Below are 22,414 nucleotides of genomic sequence, written 5' to 3'. Positions count from 1 at the left end.
ATTAAAATTTATAAGTTACGGTAAGGCTTACGTTTCGTGGACTTCCGGGAAACAAACGCAAGTAATTCTGTGCGCCAAGCCAGTATGTTTTGTTTAATAAATTGCCGGCATTTACAGCAATCTGCACATTACTTTTGCTTGGTTTGTAAAATAAAGCAGCATCAAAAATGGTAAAATCAGGAAGTGTGAAATCTCTTGTAAACCAAGGCACTTTTGAGCTTTGATACTGCATTCCAATTCCAATTCCTAAATCCTGCAAAGCAGAATCTGAGGCAAAGTTGTATCTCGTCCATAAGTTGGCGCTGTTTTTTGGCGTGTTTTGTTTTCTGGCGCCAATTAAAGCCGGATTATTGTCTTTTATAATTTCGGCATCAATATAACTGTAGGAAGCATTTATCTGCCAGTCAGGCGTAATATAACCTGCTAAATCGCATTCAAAACCTCGGCTTCGTTCTGCACCTCTTGTAACCAATAAATCAGGATTTAAAGGATCATTCGCATTCATTAAAATATTACGCTGTCTGATTTCATAAATTGCCGCGTTAAAGCTCATTGAGTTGTCTAAAAAAGACGTTTTTATACCAACTTCTTTTAAATCACTTTTAAGCGGATCAAACAAACTTCCCGCTGGCAATGAACCCGTTTGAGGCATTAAAGTAACCGTATTCGATTGCGGCTGATATCCTTCGAGATAGGTCGTGTAGACATTTATCGCATTATTTACGGCATAAGTAATCCCAACTCTTGGCAGTAAAGCCGATTTTTTAACTTTTAATTCATTGCTGGTTTCGTAGTTCGTAATATCCTCAAACCATTCGTTTCGTAAACCCAATAAAAAAGTAAATTTTTCCCATTGAATCTGATCCTGAATATAAATTGCATTTGTAGTCGTCAATGCCGATGGTAGTGCAGTTCGAACATTCAGCGTATAATCTTCGGGACTTGTAATTTTATAAATGGGATTATTCAAGTTGAAATATTCGACATTTGGTTTTGGTAATACAACGCCGTCAACCGTAATGGTTTGGTAATTTGAGGCATTCGCCAAAACAAAAGAACTGGCAACTGTACCATCTTTTAATAAATAACCTCTCGCCGCATTTTGTCCGCCGCCTTTATTTTTATTCCAGCTGCTTAAATCGTAACCCGTTAATAATTTATGATTGAGTTTTCCGGTTTTGAAATCGAAGTTTAAAAAAGCATTCAAATTATCGATATCCCAATTTTGCTGACGCTGCACAAACTGCATCATCGCCAGACTTGTTACAGGCTGATTGTTTATATCGACCGCAAATGCATTTGTAGTTCTGTGTTCCTGAAGATCTTCTGTCCAGGTTTGTTTCATGTATGATGCATTAAAACCAATTTTAGAACTGAATTTATGGGCAAAATTGGTCATCAAAATCATTTCTTTCGACTTAAAAAAATCACTCGGAGCGCCCAGATTTAAGCTGATTGGGGTTTTATTTAAACTTGTTTTTCCGGCAACGGCACCAAAAATGGGCTGGCCTCTGTCTAGATTTCCATTCATATCACTCAAAATCAATTCGGTATTAATTGCTGTTTTTTCATTTGGGATATAACTGAATGAAGGTGAAATCAAAAACGATTTATTATTTACTAAATCACGAAATGATTTTGCCTGCTGATATGCACCGTTTACACGATATAAAAGTGTTTTGGATTTGTTTAAAGGACCTGTAAAATCAAGTGTTCCGCGTAAAGTGCTGAAACTCCCAACGCTCATGCTGATTTCTTTTCTGTCAACTGCCAAAGGTTTTTTGGTTACCATATTGATACTCCCGCCCGGATCTACAGATGAAAATGTCGCACTCGACGGGCCTTTAATCACTTCAACACGCTCGATATTGCTCGTTAAAGGCTGTAAAAAATAATACTGACGTGTTCGCATTCCGTTGATAATCTGGCCTTCTTCATTCTGGCTGATGCCTCGAATCGTATATTGATTGTAATAACTGGCGGGAATTACACCGCTTGCCATTTTTACGGCATCGGCGAGATAAAATGCACCTTTATCTGTAATGAGTTCTTTGGTTATGGTTGAGATAGACTGCGGAATATCTTTGTTTAAAGCGGCTGTTTTTGTGGCTGCAAACGAATAATCGCTGGTGTACTTTTTTGTCGAACGCCCCACGATTTCAACGGTTTGCAATTCGTTTCTGGTCATTTTAACAGAATCCTGAACAATACTGTCTGTATTTCTTTTGTTAGTTTGTGATTGTACGGAATGCGCAGCGATTATTAAAAATAAAAAGAGAATTATAGGTTTCATTTTATATTTTGGTTGGAAATACTTTTTCCTTTAAACGGTTTGTAAATACAAGTCTTCGAGTTCGTTTGCTGAGATTTTATCGGCTTCGATCACAGTAACTAAATTTCCCTGCTTCATAATGCCAATGTGCGAAGCGACTTCTCTAGCTCTAAAAATGTCATGCGTTGCCATTAAAATTGCTGTTCCGTCGGCAGAAAGCTCTTTTAAAATCTGCGAAAATTCGTTGGAAGCTTTTGGATCTAAACCACTCGTAGGCTCGTCTAATAAAAGGACTTTTGCTTTTTTGGCAATCGCAATGGCAATTCCCACTTTCTGGCGCATTCCTTTAGAATATCCACCTAAGTTTTGATCGTGCGCTGCGGCCTGCAAACCGGCTTTATTCAGGAAATAAGTTAATTCTCCCGCAGAATATTTGAATCCGGCCAGAGACGAAAAGAATTTCAGATTTTCTAAACCCGTTAAATTGGGATAAAGCATTACAGTTTCGGGAATGTAAGCGACATGTTTTTTGGTTTCCTGATTGTTTTGAGTAACCGAAATGTTATTGATTTCTAATTCTCCCGATGTTGGTTCGATAAAGCCTAAAAAAAGATTAATTGTAGTTGTTTTTCCGGCACCGTTTTGTCCTAAAAGCGCAAAAATTTCGCCTTCGTTTATGGTTAAATTTAAGGAATTCAAAGCCGTATGATCACCATATTTCTTGCTGAGGTTTTTTGCTGTAAGCATAGTTTTTATGTATTTGGTAAATTGATTTTAAAGCAGATATAGAAATCTCAGGCTTTTACTTGATTGGTAAAGGCTTGATTATGATTGTCTAATTTTGAGAAGTGGTAATTTACTACAAGGATAAAAAGACTGATTTGAGTTCCAATAAAGGAACCAAAACAGTTGTAAAACAGTATTTCTTTTTACCCATTTATTGAATAGGTAAAAAGCTGTTTTTATTTAAAGAAGTAAAATGTAGTAAATTAAATAAATGTGGGAGGCGCACGCAGTGCAAAGAGACTGCCTTTAAAAAATGCTGTATAAACCTTCGAATAAAAGAATTTGTAAGAGGTTTCGACCGTTATTTTCTGAAATGATAATGCCTGAAAAGAATTCGGAATAAAGGTACTAAAGGCAAAATGGCAAATATGACAATTAGCATCGACCGAATGGCTGTGCGTTATTTGCTTTTGTCCGGCGGTAGTTTTATGCTCACAGTGTTTTTCTGAAGCCTGCCTTAAAATATGCTCGTAGGAGTGAACTGTCTGAAACAGCATGGCGAACAATACTGCAAAAGACATCAGTAAATTTACAACTACGATTTTCTTTTTCATTCGGTGGTATTTCTGCTGCGATATTAACCGTTTAATTATGAAGTAAATAAACGCAACAGTGTTGCAAATATAAATATCTTAATTTAGAAATACACTAATGCAACATTATATTTTTAATGAAATACCAGTAAACCATCTGAATTTATTGATTTTACAAGTTGCTGTACAATAGTTGCAGCGTATGAAAATCAGAAGATCCGTCGAAATATTTATGCAATACTTCCTGAAAAACCGGCTCTGAATTTTGAATGCTTGCAAAAAGCGTCATACACGATTGCAAATTTTCAACATCGGGCGTACCAAATATATCTACAGCTTCTAATTCGTCTTTTTTGACCAATTCTTCTGTTATTTCAATAAGGTGTTTTCCTAAAATTGGATGCTCAAGGAAAGCGATTGCTTCGTCGGCATTTTTAATTTCGTAGAATTTTGATGTATCATTGGAACCCATTCCTTTTATCTGCGGAAAAATGCACCACATCCACGGAGATTCCTTTTTACCTTTCTTAATTTCATCAAGAGCAGTTAGATACAATTTATTTTGAGCATCTAAAAACCGAAGTAATTCTGTGTTATTGTAAGCCATTATTTACTTTATTGATTTGGGGGTATCAGGTCATAAAACTACAGAAAATATGTTTAGTTGTACATTACTAAATCCTTTTTTTACTGCTATTTTTTTTGAATATTACGAACAAAAATTGTTGAAAAAAATACCGTAAAAATTTAGCTGCAAAAAGATTCAAATAACAAAGTATTTCTGTTGATGAGTAAATGTTTATGCTACGAAGGTGCGAAGGCACTATTTTTTTAATCTCGCAAAGTCGCAGAGCCGCAAAGGTTTTAATTTAAGGATTAATTGCCTCCAGCTTTAGCTGGAGGTTTTTATTTAGATAGCAAAATGGCTTTAGCCGAACTTTACTAGTTCAGCTAAAGCCATTTTCTTCGCCTATATTTTACATCCAGCTAAAGCTGGACGCTATTGAATACTTTTCTTTAAACAAAAACTTTGCGGCTCTGCGACTTTGCGAGAGGTTTCACTTCTAAGGTTTTACCAAAAAACTTAATTCACAATCGCAGGTTTCCTAACATTCTTTCCGGTTTTATTAGTCAAATCATCACCAAGATCTTCTCTGGCTGTTTCGGCAATTTTTTGAATTTGTGCTACAATTTCAGGATATAATTCCTGAACATCGCGAGCTTCACCGGGATCATGCGCCAAATCATATAAAGCAAGCGGAACTTCGACTACAGCACCTTTACCTCTAAAGCCGCCTTTTCCGGGAAGATTTTTGTTGTATGATGTGCTTTTATGCGGGAAAACCAGTTTCCAGTGTTTGTAGCGAATCGCTTCAAGATTATTGCTTCCTACGCCAAAATAATAATAGAAAGTATCTCTAGGTCCATTGTTCGTTTTTCCTGTCAATAAAGAAAGAAAATCCAAGCCGTCAATTTTATTTTCGGGTAAAGCAGCTCCGGTTATGTCTGCAATTGTTGGTAAAAGATCCATATTAGTCATAAGAGATCCATTTACAGTTCCGGCTTTTATTTTTCCGGGCCAGCGAATCAAAAACGGAACTCTGGTTCCGCCTTCCCAAGTGGTTGATTTTCCTTCTCTAAAACCTCCTGACGATCCTGCATTGTCACCAAAAAAGAGCCACGGGCCGTTATCACTCGTTATAATTACAACCGTATTTTTAGTAAGTCCTTCTTGGTCTAATGTTTTTAATATTTCGCCAATAGACCAGTCAATTTCCATAATAACATCTCCAAATAAACCTAAATCACTTTTGCCTTTAAATTTATCAGAAACGGCCAAAGGTGCGTGCGGAAGCGGATGTGTGAGATATAAAAAGAACGGCTGTTTTTTATTTTTTTTGATAAACCCCACTGCTTTCTCGGTAAAAAGTGTGGTTAATTTAGAAGCTTCTTTAATGTTTCTAATCGTATCTATAACAGTTGTATTGCTGATTAATGGAAGAGGAGGAAAGGTAGAACGCAGATCTTTGGGATCTGTTACCAATGAATAGCCGTCGTAATCAATTGGCCATACATCATGAGAATATGGAATTCCGAAAAACTCATCAAATCCATAATTTGTTGGCCAGTACGGCAAATTATTTCCCAAATGCCATTTTCCATAATTAGCGGTTTTATATCCTGATTTTTTCAAAAGTGAAGCTATCGTTTCTTCTTTTGGATTAAGGGCATGTTTTGCTCCCGGAAGCAGTACGCCCGACATTCCAATTCGGTTTGGGTAACATCCTGTCAATAGTGCGGCTCTCGATGCTGTACAAATAGCTTGAGCCGAGTTAAAATTAGTCAAACGCATTCCTTCTTTCGCCACCTGATTAAAGTGCGGAGTAGGGATTCCTGTCATCCCGTACGGTTCTGTATCTCCGTAGCCCATATCATCCATATTGATAATAACGATATTGGGTTTTTGATTTTTGCTTTGGGCGGTTATTTTACTGCTAATGAAAGGAATTACTAATAAAAGCAGCATTAGACTTTTTCTCATAATTTGCGTGGTATTTATCAGGATAGTTAACTACAAATATAACCCGCAAAAAATGAAAAGTATTCTTCTTACGTAAACTCTTTTGTTCCAAATAAATAGAAAATTGTTATTTCCTGAGAATTAAAGTCAAAAGTGTTTATTGCATAAAATATTTTATTTGACATATCAAATAATTGTATATATTTGATATGTCAAATAAATTTAAAGATAACTTGCTTAAAATGAAACAGAAAAACCCAACTGGAACAGTTCTTTATACCATTGAACAGGCTATAAAAGAATACAGGAAAATTTGCCAAAAAAATATAGAAAAAGTAGTAAGTGATATTACGGTTGATCAATGTTTGGTATTAATTATTTTAAATGAGAATGCGAAGATTTCTCAAATTGAAATTGCCAGATTAATTTTTAAGGATAATGCTTCTATTACAAGAATTATTGAATTGATGGTTAAAAAAGATTATTTGACAAGAGAAACAAATGAAATTGATAAAAGAAAATCAAAGCTTGTAATTACTGAAAAAGGCAGGGAAACAATTGTTTTACTGACGCCTGTTTTTAATCTAAACCGCAAAACAGCTCTTGACGGATTATCACTCGACGAAATTGAATTACTGGACAAATTACTGCATAAAATAATTTCAAATTGTAAAAAATAATAAACATGAAACAACTTATAAATCTAATATTGCTGTTATTATCAATTGCTGTATACGCGCAAAAAGAACCTGACTTTACTGAGTTAAATAAAAAACAAGTTATCGATTCGCTGGGTAAAGAACTTGAAGAATTTTACATTAGACCTAATGCGATTGAAAGTATTCAGAAAAAATTGAAAGAGAATTATAATGCAGGTGTTTATAAAAACAGTGTAACGCCAAATGAATTTGCTTTAAAATTGACTATGGACCTTTTAGAGGTTAGTAAAGATTTACATTTTAGAGTAATGTATGATCCGGAATGGTCAGATGGCCAGCAAAAAAATGAAGATAAAAAGGCACAGGAAAAAATCAAAGCTGCAGAATTAGTTGAGGCAAAAAATAGGAATTTCGGATTTCAGCAAGCACGTATTTTAGAGGGAAATATTGGTTATTTAGCATTTGATTATTTTGAAGATCCTGCAATTGGCAGCGAAACAGCCGCATCAGTTATGCAGTTTTTAAATAATACAGATGCACTGATTATTGATTTGCGTAAAAATAATGGCGGCGCAATGGAAATGGGGCAGTTTATTAGCAGTTATTTCTATTCTAATAAAGAATTACCGCTTTATAAATATTATTATTACGAGAAAAACAGGAAAAAAATCGAAAGAGAAATGTGGCTTCTTCCGTCTGTTCCCGGTAAACGTCTGGCTGATATAGATATCTATATTTTAACAAGTTCAGTTACATTTTCTGCTGCTGAATGGATGAGTTATTCGCTTCAAAATTTAAAACGCGTTACTATTGTGGGCGAAAAAACGGCTGGAGGGGCACACCCAATAAACCGAGTAGGAATATCAAATGGTTTCTCTGTAAATATACCTTTTGGCGAAGTGAAAGATCCGGTTACCAATCTTGATTTTGAAGGAAAAGGTGTTATGCCCGATGTTTTGTGTAAGAGCGAAGAAGCAATAAGTACTTCTCATTTATTAGCTTTGAAAAATTTGTCATTAAAAAACAAAGATTCATTAAACAATCTTAATTGGTTTACTCCGGTTATTAAAAACAGACAAAAGCCATTGCATGTTGACAGTTCTGTTTTAAAATCGTATCAAGGCAAATATGGAAAATCTGAACTGGTTTATGAAGGAGGTAATCTATATTACAGATGGAATAATATCGTTACTCTTTTACTGACTCCAATTGAAAAAGATTTATTTCTGGTTGATGGGACAGATGATTATCGCATAAAAATTGTTTTCGAAAAAAAATCTTTGACAGCGATAAAGAGAATTTATCAAAACGGGCAGGAGAGAGTCTATAAAAAAGATAAAGTTTAATCTTGTAAAGACGCGAAGTTTTTATTCCAATAATTAAAAACCCCAATAGAGGATAAAATCTATTGGGGTTTATTATTTAGATTATTCTCTAAACTTATAAAATAAATTATTGTTTACTTACTGGGATTGCTTTACTCGAAGCATTAGTTTTTATAAAATAAATTCCCGTTGCTTGTTCAGAGATTGAAATTACATTTCCTTTTCCTTGTTTAATTTTACTTCCCGCAGCAGAAAACACAGTCCATTCTAACTCTTTTGACAAATGGAATATTCCTTTTGACGGATTTGGATAAACTACAATTGCATTTGGTTCTGCATTTGGATTTTCAACTCCAAGGTGGCAGTCGTGAACCATATATGTAACTGTTTTCGTGTTGCTTCCTTCAGAATTGCTTACGGTAAGTGAAACTTCACTATCACCTTCTGTAGAATAAGTTACAGTGTGAGGGCCAACTCCGGTTGCTGTTGCAGGCTGTGCGCCAGCTCCAAAATTCCATAAATAATTATCAATTGTACCAATAGAAACAGAAGTGAAAGTAACAGGTTCATTTTCGCATCCCATTTGTGGTGTAAATTCAAAATCGGCCACTGGGCTGGTAATTCCAGACAATACAAATTCTATTTTGTTTACATTGGTGTCATTTTCATCAAAATATAAAGTAATAACATGATTACCCTGCGTTAAAGGAATATTAGGAACAGCAAGAGTCTGCCATGCTTGGAAACCTCCTGTATTTGGTATATTAAGAATTCCGGTAACGTTTACACCGTCTACCTCAAGATGTAATTTTCGGTTAGCATAAGGTGTAGATACTCTTAAATTGATGGTATAATTTCCGCTGGTACTTACTCTTGCAGAATATTTCAGCCATTCGTCTTTTGCTACATAAGCAAGATTAAATCCGCCTTCATTACAAGCTTCAGTTCCTACGCCGTCGCCAGCTCTGTAAACATTATCTCCGCCGCCGTTTTTATCCAAAAAAGCACCTGGACCAACATCATAATTTTCTGCTTCAATAGTTCCCGGAATCTGAGCAACTAATCCCAGATATGGTGCATTTTGAAGTTCAGTTGCCGTATAAAATGCCGTATAAGTAATCGTTCCCGTTGCCGGAGCTTTAAAAGTTTGATTTGCAGCTCCGCCCTGACTCCAATGGTCAAAATCGTAACGAATATTTTCAATATACTGCGGCGTTGGCGCGTTTAAAGTTTGTACCGCTGCATTTGCCACAACTTGTTTTGTAGAAGGTGCCGTAACTGGTTTTTGATTGAATTCTAAATTAAGAGGAACTGGTGAACTTGTCACAGTAACATCAACTAAATTAGGTTTAATGTCAACAAAAGTAGTAGCTGTTAAACCATCGCTGTCGGTTACTTTTACAGTAAATCTGTACCAAACATTTGGCGTTTTTTCACCTTGATTAGAGGCTGTAAAGTCTCCTGATTTTACACCTTGCGGACTTGCGCCCGGATGCGAGTGTCCAGCTCCCGGAATGTCTTCGTGAAAAAGATCAATACTCCATGAAAAGGCACTTGCAGGTAAAGTTCCGTCTTCAACATCTGTTGCTGCAGCTTCAAAATGAACGACATCTTCAGCATTCCATTTTAATGATGGAAGTGGAGAAACAATTGTTACTGTTGGTTTATTACTGAATGGTTTTACCGTTAATGTTGCCGGATTACTCGTTACATTTCCAGCTGTATTGGTTACAATAACTTTGTAATCACCAGCATTTGCATTTGTTACATTAGGAATTGTATAAGTTGATCCAGTTGCTCCGTTAATATCGACATTGTTAAACTGCCATTGATACGTTAAACCTATTCCGCTTGCCGAAACTGTAAAAGTTACCGGATCTGTTTCCATTATGGTTTGAGAAACCGGATGATTTACAATTGTTGGTGCAGCGGTTGCTATATAGTCTAATTTAATTAAAGAACCGTTATTTCCGTATTCACAATAATAAATGTAGCCATCATTGCCTAACATCATACCCAATACCTGAAACTCTGGTGCCGAATAAAATTCAGTAGAAACGGGATTGGCAACATTAGGATCAAACCAGCGAATTGCATTTCGGACAAAGTCTTTAATAATAAATTTTCCCTCTAAATTAGGATAACGTGAGATTGTTGGATTATACAAAACTCCATTGGTTAAAGCATTTCCGATACTTCCGGTGGCGTAGGTAAATATTGGATTTGTAAATAAATCCGTTTGGGTTTTCATTCCGTCGCCTCCCTGCGGATGTCCCCAGGCATAATTGCGGATAGTTGGATTGCTTATTTCATTAATTTCTTCCCATGAAGTTCCAACATCTAAAACAAATAATTTATTGACTTTTGCATTTGGAACCAATCTCCACGGATTTCTAAACCCGTAAACCCAAATACTTTGTCTTTGTACAGAACCGCTTCCGTAAAATGGATTTCCCGGTGCAGGCAGTCCGTCTTCTGTAAGACGAAGAATTTTTCCTTTATAAGTGTCTAAATTCTGCGAATTGGTATTATCCTGACTATCTCCAACAGTTACATAAAGAAAACCGTTAAAAAACTTTAAATCCCCGCCATTATGAAATCCGTTTCCAATAGGTTCTAAAAGCAAAATTTCCTGTCTGCTTACTACTTGATTAGTATTATCTATCTGGATTCTTTCAATTCTATGTCTAACAGTTCCAATTACTGGTTCTATAGAATAAAAAACATAAACATAACCGTTTGTGGCAAAGTCAGGGTGAAGGGTTAACCCCAGTAACCCTTGTTCGTTATCTGTTACGGTAGGAACGGTAAATACATTTGTAACCGTATTGTTTTGAAACACTTTTACAATACCGCCTCTTTCTGCTATAAAAATTCTTCCGTCAGAAGATTGTTCCAGCGAAAGTCCTTCTTTGATAACTGCAGTGGGAGCAATGTTTTGCGTGATGTACTGCGAATAGGATTGCGAAGAAATCAATAATGCAAAAGCTAATATTAAACAACTAAGCAATTTATTTTTAATGTTAAATTGTAGATTTTTTCTCATGATTATTCAGAATTTTTAGTGATTTGGGCAACCAAATTTAAACTTTTTCTGTATAATTGTTTTGTTTACTAAAATTTCTTTACGATATCGATTGAGATTTTAGAAAGGTACAAAGGTACAAAGGTACAAAGGTTCAAAGGTGCAGAGGAACATAGGTTTTATATGCAGGGTATTAATAAAGAATTAGAGGAATAAAAAAAATCTGCTGAATCTGCGTGAAAAATAGCAATTTAGATTTTTATGTTTTAGTATCGAAAGCTAAGGCTCAAAGTTTTTAAATCAATAGCTTCCAGCTTTAGCTGGATGGAAAAATAATTAACGAACAAAAGGCTTTAGCCAAACAATCAATAGTTTGGCCAAAGCCTTTTACTTTTACCTTTTAACCTCCAGCTAAAGCAGGAGGCAATTCAAAAATCATTTTAATCCTTTAATCTGTGGCAAAAAAAGTTTGCTGAAAATTTAAATCTTTTATTTTCCGATAATTTCTTTTCTGTGCAAAGTTCCCCAGTCTTTTAAGGCCATAATAACATCTGTAAGCGATTGACTGTGTTCTGTTCTTGAATATTCGACCGTTGGCGGAAAAGTATCATAAACTGTTCTGGTAACAAGCTTATTTATTTCGAGATCTTTTAATTCTTTAGAAAGCATTTTATCTGTAATCCCGTTGATGTCTTTAGAAATTTCTTTAAAACGTTTTGGTCTGTCAGACAAAGCAATTAAAATGGGTAATTTCCATCTTCCGCTTAAAACCTCTAATGCATCTCTTACAGGTAATAGTGCCGCCATGCATTCTTGTGGTCTGCAGTCTTTGTCGTCTTTTTGATGTGTTCTTGCCGGTGCTTTTACTTCTGTTTCCATATTTATCACATTACTATCCTTAAGGATAGCGCTATCCTTGAAGATAGTACTATAAAAGAGATAGCAAATGTAGATAAGTTTGTATTGCAAAACAAATAATTTAAATCATGAGCCAAAAAATTCTACGCATAATTACAAGTACAAACGGAGATACTTCGTTTAGTAACCAATTATCAAATGCTATTATCGAAAAACTAGCATCACAAACAGAAACAGAAGTGCAGACACTAGACCTTACTAAAACACCTTTACCTTATTTAACGGGTTCGCATATTAATGCTGTTTATACGCCTGCAGAAGCACATACGCCAGAACAAACAGACGCATTGAAATATTCTGATGCAGCAATAAAAACACTATTAGAATCTGATGTAATCGTAATTGGTGTGCCTTTATACAACTTCGGAATTCCGGCAGTTTTAAAAGGATGGATTGACCAGGTTGCCAGAGCAGGAAAAACTTTTAGCTATAGTGCAGAAGGGGCTAAAGGTTTAGTTACCGATAAAAAAGTATATTTATCAATCGCTTCCGGCGCTATATTTTCTGAAGGACCATACAAAAGTTACGATTTTTCGGAGTCGTATCTTAGAACGGTATTAGGTTTTTTAGGAATGACTGATGTTACGACTTTCCGAGTTGAAGGAACTGCAATCCCAGATTTTGCAGAAAACGCTTTACCAAAAGCTTTATCTTCTGTTGAAGAATTTGCTTTTTAATTAGATGTAAAATTATCTATTCTGATCTTAAAAGTAAACCCGACAGGTTTTTAAAACCTGTCGGGTTTGTCGCATAGTTTAATTCTGAAATTTTAGAATTTGCTTTTAAAAAGGGAGAAATTAAAAAATCTGCCAAATCTGCTAAATCTGCGTGCAAAAATTACTCCCGCAGATTTAGCAGATTCAGCGAATTTATAAAATGGAATTCAAAAGTTTTATTTGATCTTATAAGTAAACCCGACGGGTTTTAAAAACCTGTCGGGTTTGTTGTAAAGTGTAAATATTGAATTTATTATTTTTCAATAATCATCGTAACGCCTTGTCCGCCCGCAGCGCAAATAGAAACAAAACCTCTTCCTGAACCTTTTTCATTTAATAATTTTGCCATAACGCCAATTATTCTTCCTCCGGTTGCGGCAAAAGGATGCGCAGCTGCAAGACTGCTTCCTTTTACATTTAGTTTTTCTCGGTCAATTGCACCAAGGTTTTTCTTCAAACCTAATTCGGCACTCAATTCCGGGCTTTCCCAAATTTTTAAAGTCGCTAAAACCTGAGCAGCAAAAGCTTCGTGAATTTCATAATAATCAAAATCCTGTAGATTTAATTCGGCTTTTTCAAGCATTCTACTGGCCGCAAATAAAGGTGCCAATAAAAGATTCTGCTGATTTTTGACATATTCAATCGCCGCAATTTCTGCAAAAGTAATATAAGCCAGGATTGGTAATCCGCGTTCTTTTGCCCATTCTTCGCTGGCTAAAAGTACGCATGACGCACCGTCAGTTAAAGGAGTTGAATTTCCTGCAGTTAAAGTTCCGTTTGCTTTATCAAAAGCAGGGTTTAGTTTCGCAAGTTTTTCTATACTGCTGTCTTTTCTCAGATTATTATCTCTTTCAAGTCCGTTAAAAGGCGTAATCATATCATCAAAAAAACTTTCGTCATAAGCTTTTGCCATATTCAAGTGACTTTTAAGCGCAAGATTATCCTGATCTTCTCTTGAAATTTTATAATATTTTGCCGTAATCTCTGTATGCCCGCCCATCGAAAGTCCGGTTTGGGATTCTTCATTTCTTGGAACTAATGGAGAAAAATCTTTTGGACGAAGCTTTAAAAACACCTTAATTTTTTCTCCCAATGATTTTGCCTGTCTGGCTTTAAGCAATGTTTTTCTCAAATTTTCACTTACAGCAATTGGCATATCGCTGATAGAATCTACTCCGCCGGCAATTCCGGATTCTATTTGACCAAGCGCAATTTTATTGGCAATATAAACAGCACTTTCAATTCCCGTATCGCAGGCTTGCTGCAAATCGCAGGCTGGGGTAGCGGGATCGAGAGCGGTTTTCATAACACATTCTCTTATCATATTCATGTCATAAGAATGTTTTATTACGGCACCTCCGGCAACTTCACCTAATAATTGTCCCTTTAAATTATATTTATCAATAAGCCCGTTTAAGGCTGCGGTCATCATTTCCTGATTTCCAACATTTACATAAGCGGTATTGGCCCTTGCAAACGGAATTCGATTATAACCTACAATAGCAACTTTTCTAACTGTTTTTGTGGTATTCATTGATTTATGTTTTTTGTTGTGGAAATTTATTTTGCGGATTAAAGATAAGTATACTTCCTTAATTATTTGCTTTCTCTTGAAGTTTAAAAAGTTACAAGTGTAAAAATATAACTAAACGACCTTAATATATTATATTAATTTAGAATAATTAAAAATAATTTGGAAAACCCAGTATTACCGTTTACTTTTGCCAAACAAAACTTAAAATAGTACTAAAATGAGTATAAATATTATTAAGAAAGTTTGTTTTTTGATGGTTCTTTTGACTTCACTAAATGCAATAAGTCAGGAATTAGGAAAAGTAAACGGAAAGATTTCTTTAAGCGGTAACGAACCAGTACCGGGTGTTTCAATAGTTCTTAAAGGAACAAGATATTCGGCTGTTACAAATGACAACGGTCAGTATGAAATTAAAAATGTTAAGCCGGGTTCTTACACCATTAGTGTTCGTGCAGTTGGAATTCACGCTGTTGAAAACACGATCGTAGTAACGGCTAAGCAAACTACAACAAAAAATTTTGTACTTTCTGAAAGCCAGGAAGATCTTGATGAAGTTGTTATTACAAAAAATAAATACAAACAAGACAAACCTTCATTGTCATTACGTCTTCAGACTCCGGTATTAGAAATTCCGCAAAACGTACAAATTGTAAGTGCTCAGACTTTAAAAGATCAGCAGATTACAAGTATGAGTGATGGTGTTATTCGTAACGTGAGTGGTGCTGTACGTTTAGAGCATTGGGGAGATTTATATACGAATATTACCATGCGCGGCTCGCAGATTCAGGCTTTCCGTAACGGATTTAACGTAGTGTCTTCTTTCTGGGGACCGTTAACAGAAGATATGAGCTTTGTTGACCATATCGAATTTGTAAAAGGGCCTGCAGGATTTATGCTTTCCAGCGGAGATCCAAGCGGACTTTATAATGTGGTTACTAAAAAACCAACAGGAATTACTAAAGGGGAAGTTACTGCCATTGGTGGAAGCTATGATTTTTACCGAGTAAGTCTTGATCTTGACGGAAAATTAGATAAAAAAGGAAAATTATTGTACAGATTTAACGGAGCTGCTCAAAACAAAGGTTCTCACCGTGCTTTTGAACACAATAACCGTTATGCAATTGCTCCGGTTATTTCATACCAAATTGACGATAAAACAAAAATTTCGGCAGAGTATAATTTCCAATATGCAAATATGACCGAAGTGGGTTCTTATTATGTATTTGGCCCTGCATCTGGCGGATACGGAACGCTTCCGGTAGGATTTACAATGACGCAGCCGGGATTGCCTGATACCAATATTCAGGATCACAGCGGTTACCTGACATTTGAACACAAATTTGATGATAACTGGAAACTTACTGCACAGACTTCTTATTTTAAATACATTCAGCAAGGTTACAGTTCTTGGCCGGGTGTTGTTGGTCCTGGTGACGTTGACAGAGATTTTAACGGAATACCTGAAGGAACTATTGGAGAAGGTGATATCATCAGAAATGTTGGTATTTGGGATGCTGAAAGCAATATGTATTTAGGTCAGATTTTTGTTAACGGAAAATTTAATACAGGACCTATTACTCATAAAGTATTAGGTGGAGTAGATTTAGGAAGCAAAGATTATATGGCAGATTGGGGACAATCTCATGACCTTGATACACTTGATAAACCTTTTAATGTTTATAATCCAAATTATGGTACGCCAGCAAACGGACTGCCAGCTTTTGATCACGAAACGCCTCTTAGTAAAAGAGCGGGCGGACTTATGAGTTCTGAATATGCTGCGGGTTATGTTCAGGATGAAGTTGGTTTTTTTGAAAATAAACTAAGATTGACTCTTGCAGCAAGATATACCTGGATAAGCCAGTCAGCTTGGGGAGAAGTTCAGGAAGACAGCCACATTACACCACGTGCCGGACTTAGTTTTTCTATAGATCCAAACACGGCTGTTTATGGATTATACGATCAGGCTTTTACACCTCAATCTGGTATTACACAAAATGGAGATCCAATAAAACCTCTTACAGGTAATAATATCGAGTTTGGTATTAAGAGAGATTGGTTTGATGGATCATGGAACACTTCACTTTCAGCATACAGGATTTTAAAAGAAAACGAGCTTACTGCTGACCCAACTAACGGACCAAATGATGTATATAAAGTTATTTTAGGAAGAAAGAGAGCAGAAGGTGTTGAATTTGATGTAAGAGGAAAACTATTTGACGGCCTTAATCTTATTGCCAACTATGCTTTTACAGAATCTATCGTTCTTGATTCTAATGTACCAAGTATTAAAACAGGTTCTATTGTTCCGGGTTATGCAAAACATACTGCAAATGCGTGGTTAAATTACACAGTTCAAGGCGGCGCACTTAAAGGTTTTGGTGCTTCTATTGGAGGTTCTTTCCTTGCTGGACGCCAAACAGATACGTGGAGTGAAGGTTTAGAAAAACTTCCAAATTATTTCAGACTTGATGGAGGTTTATCATACGAAACGGGTAAATTTAAAGTTACCGGAAACGTATTTAATATCTTAGACAAATACCTTTACAGCGGTTCTTACTATCAATGGTTAAATGCTTACTACTGGCAGACAGAACAGCCAATTAACTTTAGAATTGGAGTTACGTACAAATTATTCTAATTTTTAGGTTCAAAGGTTCAAAGGTTCAGAGGAGCAAAGGTTCAAAGTTTTTTTGAAAATTTGCCCACGGATTTGGCGGGTTAAACGGATTTACACAGCTTTATTTTAAACATAAGATAAAAAATACCAACGTAAATCTGTTTAATCTGTTTAATCTGTGGCTAAAAAAAATGCCGACTGATTTAACGTGGCAAACAGATTTACACAGTTTTATTTTAAACATAAGATAAAATACCAGCATAAATCCGTTTAATCTGTGTAATCTGTGGCCCAAAAAACACAAAGTATTATCCTTTCTTAATCAAAGGAATTAGTTTTGTTCCAATAAGTTCTATGGCGTTCATTAATTGTGAATGTGTTAATCCTGCATTATCCATTTGGAAAGTAAATCTTTCAACACCTCCAAGCGCTTCGCTGTGACGTAAGATTTTCTCTGCAGCTCTTTCCGGACTTCCCACAATTAAAACACCTAAATCATCAATTAATCCATCAAATTTGCCTTTTGTTACTGGTGGCCAGCCTCTCTCATATCCTAATTTTGTCCACAATTCTGCATAACCCGGATAATATTCTTCGATAGCTTTTTCAGTTGTATTCGAAACATATCCCGGCGAATGCAATCCAACTTTTAATTCATGTGGTTTAAAACCTGCCACTTTTCCGGCTTCACGATATAAATCAATCAAAGGTCTAAAACGATGCGTTTGCCCGCCAATAACGGCAACCATTAAAGGCAAACCTAAACTTCCGGCTCTTACAAAAGACTCCGGAGTTCCGCCAACGCCAAGCCAAATCGGCATTTTTTCCTGTAAAGCCCTCGGGTAAACGGGTAAATTATTTAGTTCCGGACGAAATTTTCCGTACCACGTTATAAATTCATTATCTCTAACCTGCAAAAGCAATTCGAGTTTTTCCTTAAAAAGCGCATCATAATCCTTAAGATCATATCCAAAAAGAGGATAAGCTTCAATAGCAGATCCGCGCCCAACAACAATTTCGGCTCTTCCTTTTGAAATTAAATCTAAGGTTGCAAAACTTTGGTAAATCCTAACAGGGTCTGCAGCACTTAAAACCGTTACTGCACTTGCCAAACGAATATTTTTTGTTCTTGCCGCAGCGGCACTCAAAATTACCGCTGTTGCCGAATCCAGAAATTCTTTTTTATGATGTTCGCCAATCCCGAAAACATCCAATCCAACCTGATCTGCAAATTCAATTCTCTGCAGCAGTTGCTCCATCGCGTCAACACTGCTCAAAGTGTTGTTGTCGCCGTACATTGCCGAAGCAAAACTATCGATTCCTATTTCCATAAATTTTTCTAAATTTCAATATCAATATCAAATCCCAATTTTTAAATTCCAAATTCCAAAAATCTACAATCTGAACTCTACAATCTAAAATTCTAATGCGAGAATCCAAATGAAATACTGGTTATAATAATCAGAATAACAATTAGCGTGATAACTACATATAAATAATCTTTCTCAATCAAAAAAGAGAAAAGAGAAAGTAAAACCCTAAAAACGGGTGTTAAAAACAATAATATAATTCCGAAGAAGATCAAAAATTCACCGCTTCCAGAAATTACACCATTCACAACCGACGCAATTACTTCAAATATATTTAGGTCATTTTCTTTAAAAACAGAATAATCTTCGATGTCATTTCCGTGGTGCATTAAATAAACGATTCCGCCAATAAAAGCTACCGATAATGAAATCCAAACACCATAGCGTAATAAGTTTCCAATAATGGTTTGAAAATCTTTTTCTCCAAATTTTTCGTGCGTCATAACTTTAGATTTTCCCATTAAGTCCATTATAAATCATATTAACTGCTAACACAAAAATTAAACAAGCGAAAAATATTCTAAGTTTTTTAGGATTTGTTCTAACCAAAATTTTTGCCCCTGCCATTGCGCCAAATAAAACACCAATAACAACCGGCATACAAATTCCCGGTTCGATATATCCTTTTTGAATGTAAATAACAGAACTCGCCATTGCCGTAACGCCCATCATAAAATTACTGGTTGTGGTAGAAACCTTAAACGGAATTCGCATAATATTATCCATCGCAATAACTTTAAAAGCACCAGAACCAATCCCCAGTAAACCAGACATCATTCCGGCAATTCCCATCATACTGAAACCGCCAATAACATTTTTAGTTCCGTAGCTTACCACTTGTCCGTCATGCGTAGGATAAGTTCCCTGAAGTTTTAAGCTTTTAGCCAGCGGACTAGATTCTAATACAATATGTTCTTCTTTTTTGCGAAGCGAATTTATAGCCGAAAAAATTAATGTAAGTCCGAATAAAACTGCTATAAATGAAGTAGGAGCAATGGTAGAAAGTAAAGCACCGCAAACGGCTCCGATTGTTGTAGCGATTTCCAGAAAAATCCCAAGGCGCATATTGGTAATTCCTTCCTTAACATAAGCCGCCGCAGAACCCGAAGAAGTTGCAATTACCGAAACTAAAGCGGCCCCAATTGCATAATGAATATCAACACCAAGAATAATAGTGAGAAGCGGAATAATAATTATACCTCCGCCCAAGCCTGATAATGAACCAATAAAGCCAGCTAAAAAAGCACCAAGCAGCATTATCAGGGTAAAAGTAAGTACTGTCATTAAGATATGTTTTTGTATTTGCTAATTTACGAATACAAATTTGTTCGTGACCTTAAATATACCTTAAAAAAGTTATGAATTATGAGTTATGAGTTTTCAGTCGCAGTCTCAGTTTTCAGTCTTGGTGCTCAGAAACTTTGTCAAAGTTATAGCGACTGCGACTGAAAACTGCGGCTGAAAACTACAACCTATATCCTATTATCGACCGCAAAAGAAGTTTTTCCAATATTAGCAAGTAATAAAGCAGCGGCAACACTTGTCCAAACCGAATAATCAAGAGGTGCTTTTACTGAAATTGAAACAGCCATTGAAAATGCAAAAAGAAACAATAAAAGGGCAGTTCCTAAAGCGGCAATTCTGGTTTTAAAACCAAACAATAATAACAAGCTTAGTAAAACTTCGAAAAAAGTTGCAATACTGCCTAAAATTTCTGCTGTGGCCTTGTTTGCAAAAGAATTAAGAGTTTGGGTATAAACAACAAAATTTTCCCAGTTTCCCCATGCAACGCCATTTGAACCGGGTGCGCCCCAAAGTCCAAAACGATCAGCTACGGCTGAAAGCATCGTGATTGCTAAAACTATTCTTAAAATTAAACCTGCTTCTAATATGGTTATGTTTTTCATTCTAATTATTAATTTTTATTTCAATGTCATTAAACGAATTCCTTTTAAGAATTAAAGAAAAATCGTCTGGTTATTTTTTAATAACGACATAATGATCGTCAAATTGTTTAAAATAAACGATAAAATACCAAAAAGGGATAGAAAATTAATTCTATCCCTTTTATTTTCAAATATGTAGATTCTTATTTCAATGTTGTTTTAATTACAACTGCAGCCTGTTGAATCGCAGTTTGTATGGCCGGAACATTTGCAATTGGATTTAAAAGTCCGTAATCGTGAATCAATCCGTTGTATCTTGTTAAAGTTACAGGAACTCCGGCTTCGTTTAATTTTCTTGCATAAGCTTCACCTTCATCTCTTAAAACATCATTTTCAGCAGTTTGAACTAGTGCAGGAGGTAAGCCTTTCAAATCTTCTAAACTTGCTTGCAATGGAGAAGCATATTTTTCTGTTCTTTTTGAAGCATCTGGCAGGTAATTATCCCAAAACCATTTCATCATATTTTTAGTTAAGAAACGCCCGTTAGCATATAAATTATAAGATTCAGTTTCAAAATTAGCATCGGTTACCGGCCATAATAAAACTTGTAATTTAATGTGTGGCCCTTTTTTATCTTTTGCCATTAAAGTAATCGCTGCAGACATATTTCCACCCACACTATTTCCCACAACAGCAAGGTTTTTACCGTTTACACCAATTTCTTTTCCGTTTTCGGCTACCCATTGAGTCGCTGCATAAATTTCATTAATCGCTACCGGATATTGAGCTTCCGGAGAAGGAGTATAATCTGGGAAAACCGCAACAGCACCACTTTCTACAACCAAATCTCTAACCAGTCTTCTGTGAGTTGGATAATCCCCTAAAACCCATCCACCGCCGTGAATAAAGATAAATACCGGAGCATTTGCTTTAGCACCTTTAGGTTTTGTAATATGAATTTTTACTTTTAAACCGTTTTGAGAAATTACTCTTTCAGATTCTTCGATACCAGAATAATCAACTTCAACTGATTTTTGCGCACCAACCAAAACGTTTCTGGCATCTGCTACAGATAATTGTTCCAAAGGTTTTCCGTCACCAGAATTTAAGGCATTTAAAAACCCTCTGACTTCTGTAAAAATTTCAGGGTCATTTTGCCCTTTAAATTGTCTTTCTTGTGCTGAAGCAATTGTATTTACGATTAACAATGCTGCAATAAATAAACCCTGTTGTAATACATTAATAGTTTTCATATCATTTGTCTTTTTAATTATTTATAATTTGATAGGACAAAGATATGGCGGCAATAAGGCTGTAAAAATAGACAAAAGTCTATTCTAATTGTACATTTTTCCCTTGAAGGTATTTTTTCTTGAAATTAGATGGAGTGTCGCCAACTTTATTGGTAAAAAGTCGGTTAAAATAAGCTGGATCTTCATAACCAAGCTGGTAAGCAATCTCTTTTACACTTAATGAAGAATAGCCCAAAAGTCTTTTAGCTTCCAGAATAATACGATCTTTAATAATATCGTTAGGCTGAGAAAGCTCTAAGCGATTGAATTTATTCGAAAGTGTTTTGGGCGCAAGACCCAATATATCAGCATAATCTGCAACGGTATGTTTGGTTCTGAAATGAATTTCGACCAATCGGCTGAAATCTCTAAAGAAATCCATTTCTTTTGAAGGTTCATCATTTAAAACACCCAATTGCTGTATTTTCCAAATTCGGGTAGCTTTAATAATAAGCTGTTTTAAATAGGTGCGGATCATTTCTTCCTGCGAAGAATCGGGAGCGTCAAATTCCTGCTGAATCTGATTGTAAATGCCTTCAACAAATAAAACTTCCTTATCAGGCAAAGTTGTCATTGGCATTTCAAAAATATTATTGAATAACAAACCGTCGCAGGCAACTTCGGCATCATGAATCTGTACACAATAAAAGTCGCGGTTATAATACATAAAATAGCCCTGCTTTTTTCCTTCCTTATTAATCTGTAAATATTGATTGCTGTTTATAAAAAACAGAGAAGGGCTTGAAGTTTTGTATTGTTTAAAGTCAATTGTTATTTCGTAACCTTCCGGTAAATACAATACCTTAATATAAGCTTTGTAATCATCACCATTAATTTCCTCAACAGTTTCGGGATTCAGAATTAAAAATCCCAGTTTTTTATAATTAGATTCAAATATTTGGTGGTTCATTACAAGCGGTTTTGGTTTAAAAATACTAATTTTCTTTGGCAGAGCCG

At 35.6% G+C, this 22,414-nt stretch carries 18 protein-coding genes; 4 read left to right on the top strand and 14 right to left on the bottom strand.

What is annotated here, in order from left to right:
- Position 1: 1 nt before the first annotated feature.
- The 5 genes from BUE10_RS02255 to BUE10_RS02235 all read right to left on the bottom strand — a co-directional run bounded on the left by BUE10_RS02255 (position 2) and on the right by BUE10_RS02235 (position 6,133).
- Complete coding sequence (locus tag BUE10_RS02255) at positions 2 to 2,293, bottom strand: TonB-dependent siderophore receptor (protein ID WP_073481879.1); 2,292 nt, start codon at positions 2,291 to 2,293, stop codon at positions 2 to 4.
- 30 nt (positions 2,294 to 2,323) lie between these two features.
- The gene (locus BUE10_RS02250) at positions 2,324 to 3,019 is read right to left on the bottom strand and encodes an ABC transporter ATP-binding protein (RefSeq protein WP_073481877.1); all 696 of its coding nucleotides are present in this window, start codon (positions 3,017 to 3,019) and stop codon (positions 2,324 to 2,326) included.
- A gap of 242 nt (positions 3,020 to 3,261) precedes the next feature.
- Positions 3,262 to 3,612 carry a hypothetical protein gene (locus BUE10_RS02245; RefSeq protein WP_073481874.1) on the bottom strand — a complete coding sequence of 117 codons (351 nt, stop codon included), beginning with the start codon at positions 3,610 to 3,612 and terminating at the stop codon, positions 3,262 to 3,264.
- Positions 3,613 to 3,763: 151 nt separating this feature from the next.
- Positions 3,764 to 4,198, bottom strand: a complete 435-nt coding sequence (locus BUE10_RS02240; protein ID WP_073481871.1) for a DUF1810 domain-containing protein — start codon at positions 4,196 to 4,198, stop codon at positions 3,764 to 3,766.
- A gap of 477 nt (positions 4,199 to 4,675) precedes the next feature.
- Positions 4,676 to 6,133: a sulfatase family protein gene (locus BUE10_RS02235; protein ID WP_073481869.1), complete on the bottom strand. Its 1,458-nt coding sequence runs from the start codon at positions 6,131 to 6,133 to the stop codon at positions 4,676 to 4,678.
- Between the two features lie 221 nt (positions 6,134 to 6,354).
- Here BUE10_RS02235 and BUE10_RS02230 point away from each other — a divergent pair, with 221 nt between their 5' ends.
- Positions 6,355 to 6,792: a MarR family winged helix-turn-helix transcriptional regulator gene (locus tag BUE10_RS02230; RefSeq protein ID WP_073483010.1), complete on the top strand. Its 438-nt coding sequence runs from the start codon at positions 6,355 to 6,357 to the stop codon at positions 6,790 to 6,792.
- A 5-nt stretch (positions 6,793 to 6,797) separates the two neighbouring features.
- Entirely contained in the window at positions 6,798 to 8,117 is a 1,320-nt protein-coding gene (locus BUE10_RS02225) for a S41 family peptidase (RefSeq protein WP_073481866.1), read from the top strand.
- A 106-nt stretch (positions 8,118 to 8,223) separates the two neighbouring features.
- Here the strand turns inward: BUE10_RS02225 and BUE10_RS02220 are convergent, their stop codons facing one another.
- Positions 8,224 to 11,142, bottom strand: a complete 2,919-nt coding sequence (locus BUE10_RS02220; protein ID WP_073481863.1) for a PQQ-dependent sugar dehydrogenase — start codon at positions 11,140 to 11,142, stop codon at positions 8,224 to 8,226.
- Positions 11,143 to 11,610: 468 nt separating this feature from the next.
- Positions 11,611 to 12,000 carry a winged helix-turn-helix transcriptional regulator gene (locus BUE10_RS02215; protein WP_083597932.1) on the bottom strand — a complete coding sequence of 130 codons (390 nt, stop codon included), beginning with the start codon at positions 11,998 to 12,000 and terminating at the stop codon, positions 11,611 to 11,613.
- Between the two features lie 107 nt (positions 12,001 to 12,107).
- Between BUE10_RS02215 and BUE10_RS02210 the strand changes: the two genes are divergently transcribed.
- A complete protein-coding gene (locus tag BUE10_RS02210; protein WP_073481861.1) occupies positions 12,108 to 12,716 on the top strand; it encodes an FMN-dependent NADH-azoreductase in 609 nt (202 codons plus the stop codon).
- A gap of 292 nt (positions 12,717 to 13,008) precedes the next feature.
- Here the strand turns inward: BUE10_RS02210 and BUE10_RS02205 are convergent, their stop codons facing one another.
- On the bottom strand, positions 13,009 to 14,289 hold the full coding sequence (locus BUE10_RS02205; protein ID WP_073481858.1) for an acetyl-CoA C-acetyltransferase: 1,281 nt from the start codon (positions 14,287 to 14,289) through the stop codon (positions 13,009 to 13,011).
- 217 nt (positions 14,290 to 14,506) lie between these two features.
- Between BUE10_RS02205 and BUE10_RS02200 the strand changes: the two genes are divergently transcribed.
- The gene (locus tag BUE10_RS02200) at positions 14,507 to 16,930 is read left to right on the top strand and encodes a TonB-dependent receptor (protein ID WP_073481856.1); all 2,424 of its coding nucleotides are present in this window, start codon (positions 14,507 to 14,509) and stop codon (positions 16,928 to 16,930) included.
- Positions 16,931 to 17,217: 287 nt separating this feature from the next.
- Here the strand turns inward: BUE10_RS02200 and BUE10_RS02195 are convergent, their stop codons facing one another.
- The 6 genes from BUE10_RS02195 to BUE10_RS02170 all read right to left on the bottom strand — a co-directional run bounded on the left by BUE10_RS02195 (position 17,218) and on the right by BUE10_RS02170 (position 22,367).
- The gene (locus tag BUE10_RS02195) at positions 17,218 to 18,240 is read right to left on the bottom strand and encodes an LLM class flavin-dependent oxidoreductase (protein ID WP_073481854.1); all 1,023 of its coding nucleotides are present in this window, start codon (positions 18,238 to 18,240) and stop codon (positions 17,218 to 17,220) included.
- 92 nt (positions 18,241 to 18,332) lie between these two features.
- Positions 18,333 to 18,740, bottom strand: coding sequence for a DUF1634 domain-containing protein (locus BUE10_RS02190; protein WP_083597930.1), 408 nt, complete (start codon positions 18,738 to 18,740; stop codon positions 18,333 to 18,335).
- Complete coding sequence (locus BUE10_RS02185) at positions 18,727 to 19,563, bottom strand: sulfite exporter TauE/SafE family protein (RefSeq protein WP_073481851.1); 837 nt, start codon at positions 19,561 to 19,563, stop codon at positions 18,727 to 18,729. The genes BUE10_RS02190 and BUE10_RS02185 overlap by 14 nt, the downstream gene beginning before the upstream one ends.
- Positions 19,564 to 19,751: 188 nt before the next feature.
- Entirely contained in the window at positions 19,752 to 20,186 is a 435-nt protein-coding gene (locus tag BUE10_RS02180) for a DoxX family membrane protein (protein ID WP_073481849.1), read from the bottom strand.
- A 182-nt stretch (positions 20,187 to 20,368) separates the two neighbouring features.
- Complete coding sequence (locus tag BUE10_RS02175; RefSeq protein ID WP_091290596.1) at positions 20,369 to 21,418, bottom strand: alpha/beta hydrolase; 1,050 nt, start codon at positions 21,416 to 21,418, stop codon at positions 20,369 to 20,371.
- A gap of 79 nt (positions 21,419 to 21,497) precedes the next feature.
- Entirely contained in the window at positions 21,498 to 22,367 is an 870-nt protein-coding gene (locus BUE10_RS02170; protein WP_073481847.1) for a helix-turn-helix domain-containing protein, read from the bottom strand.
- Between the last annotated feature and the right edge of the window lie 47 nt (positions 22,368 to 22,414).

The organism is Flavobacterium sp. CF108, from assembly GCF_900129795.1.
Taxonomy (GTDB): domain Bacteria; phylum Bacteroidota; class Bacteroidia; order Flavobacteriales; family Flavobacteriaceae; genus Flavobacterium.
The sequence above is the reverse complement of the archived record's forward strand: the minus strand, read 5'-3'. Positions and strand labels throughout refer to the sequence as shown.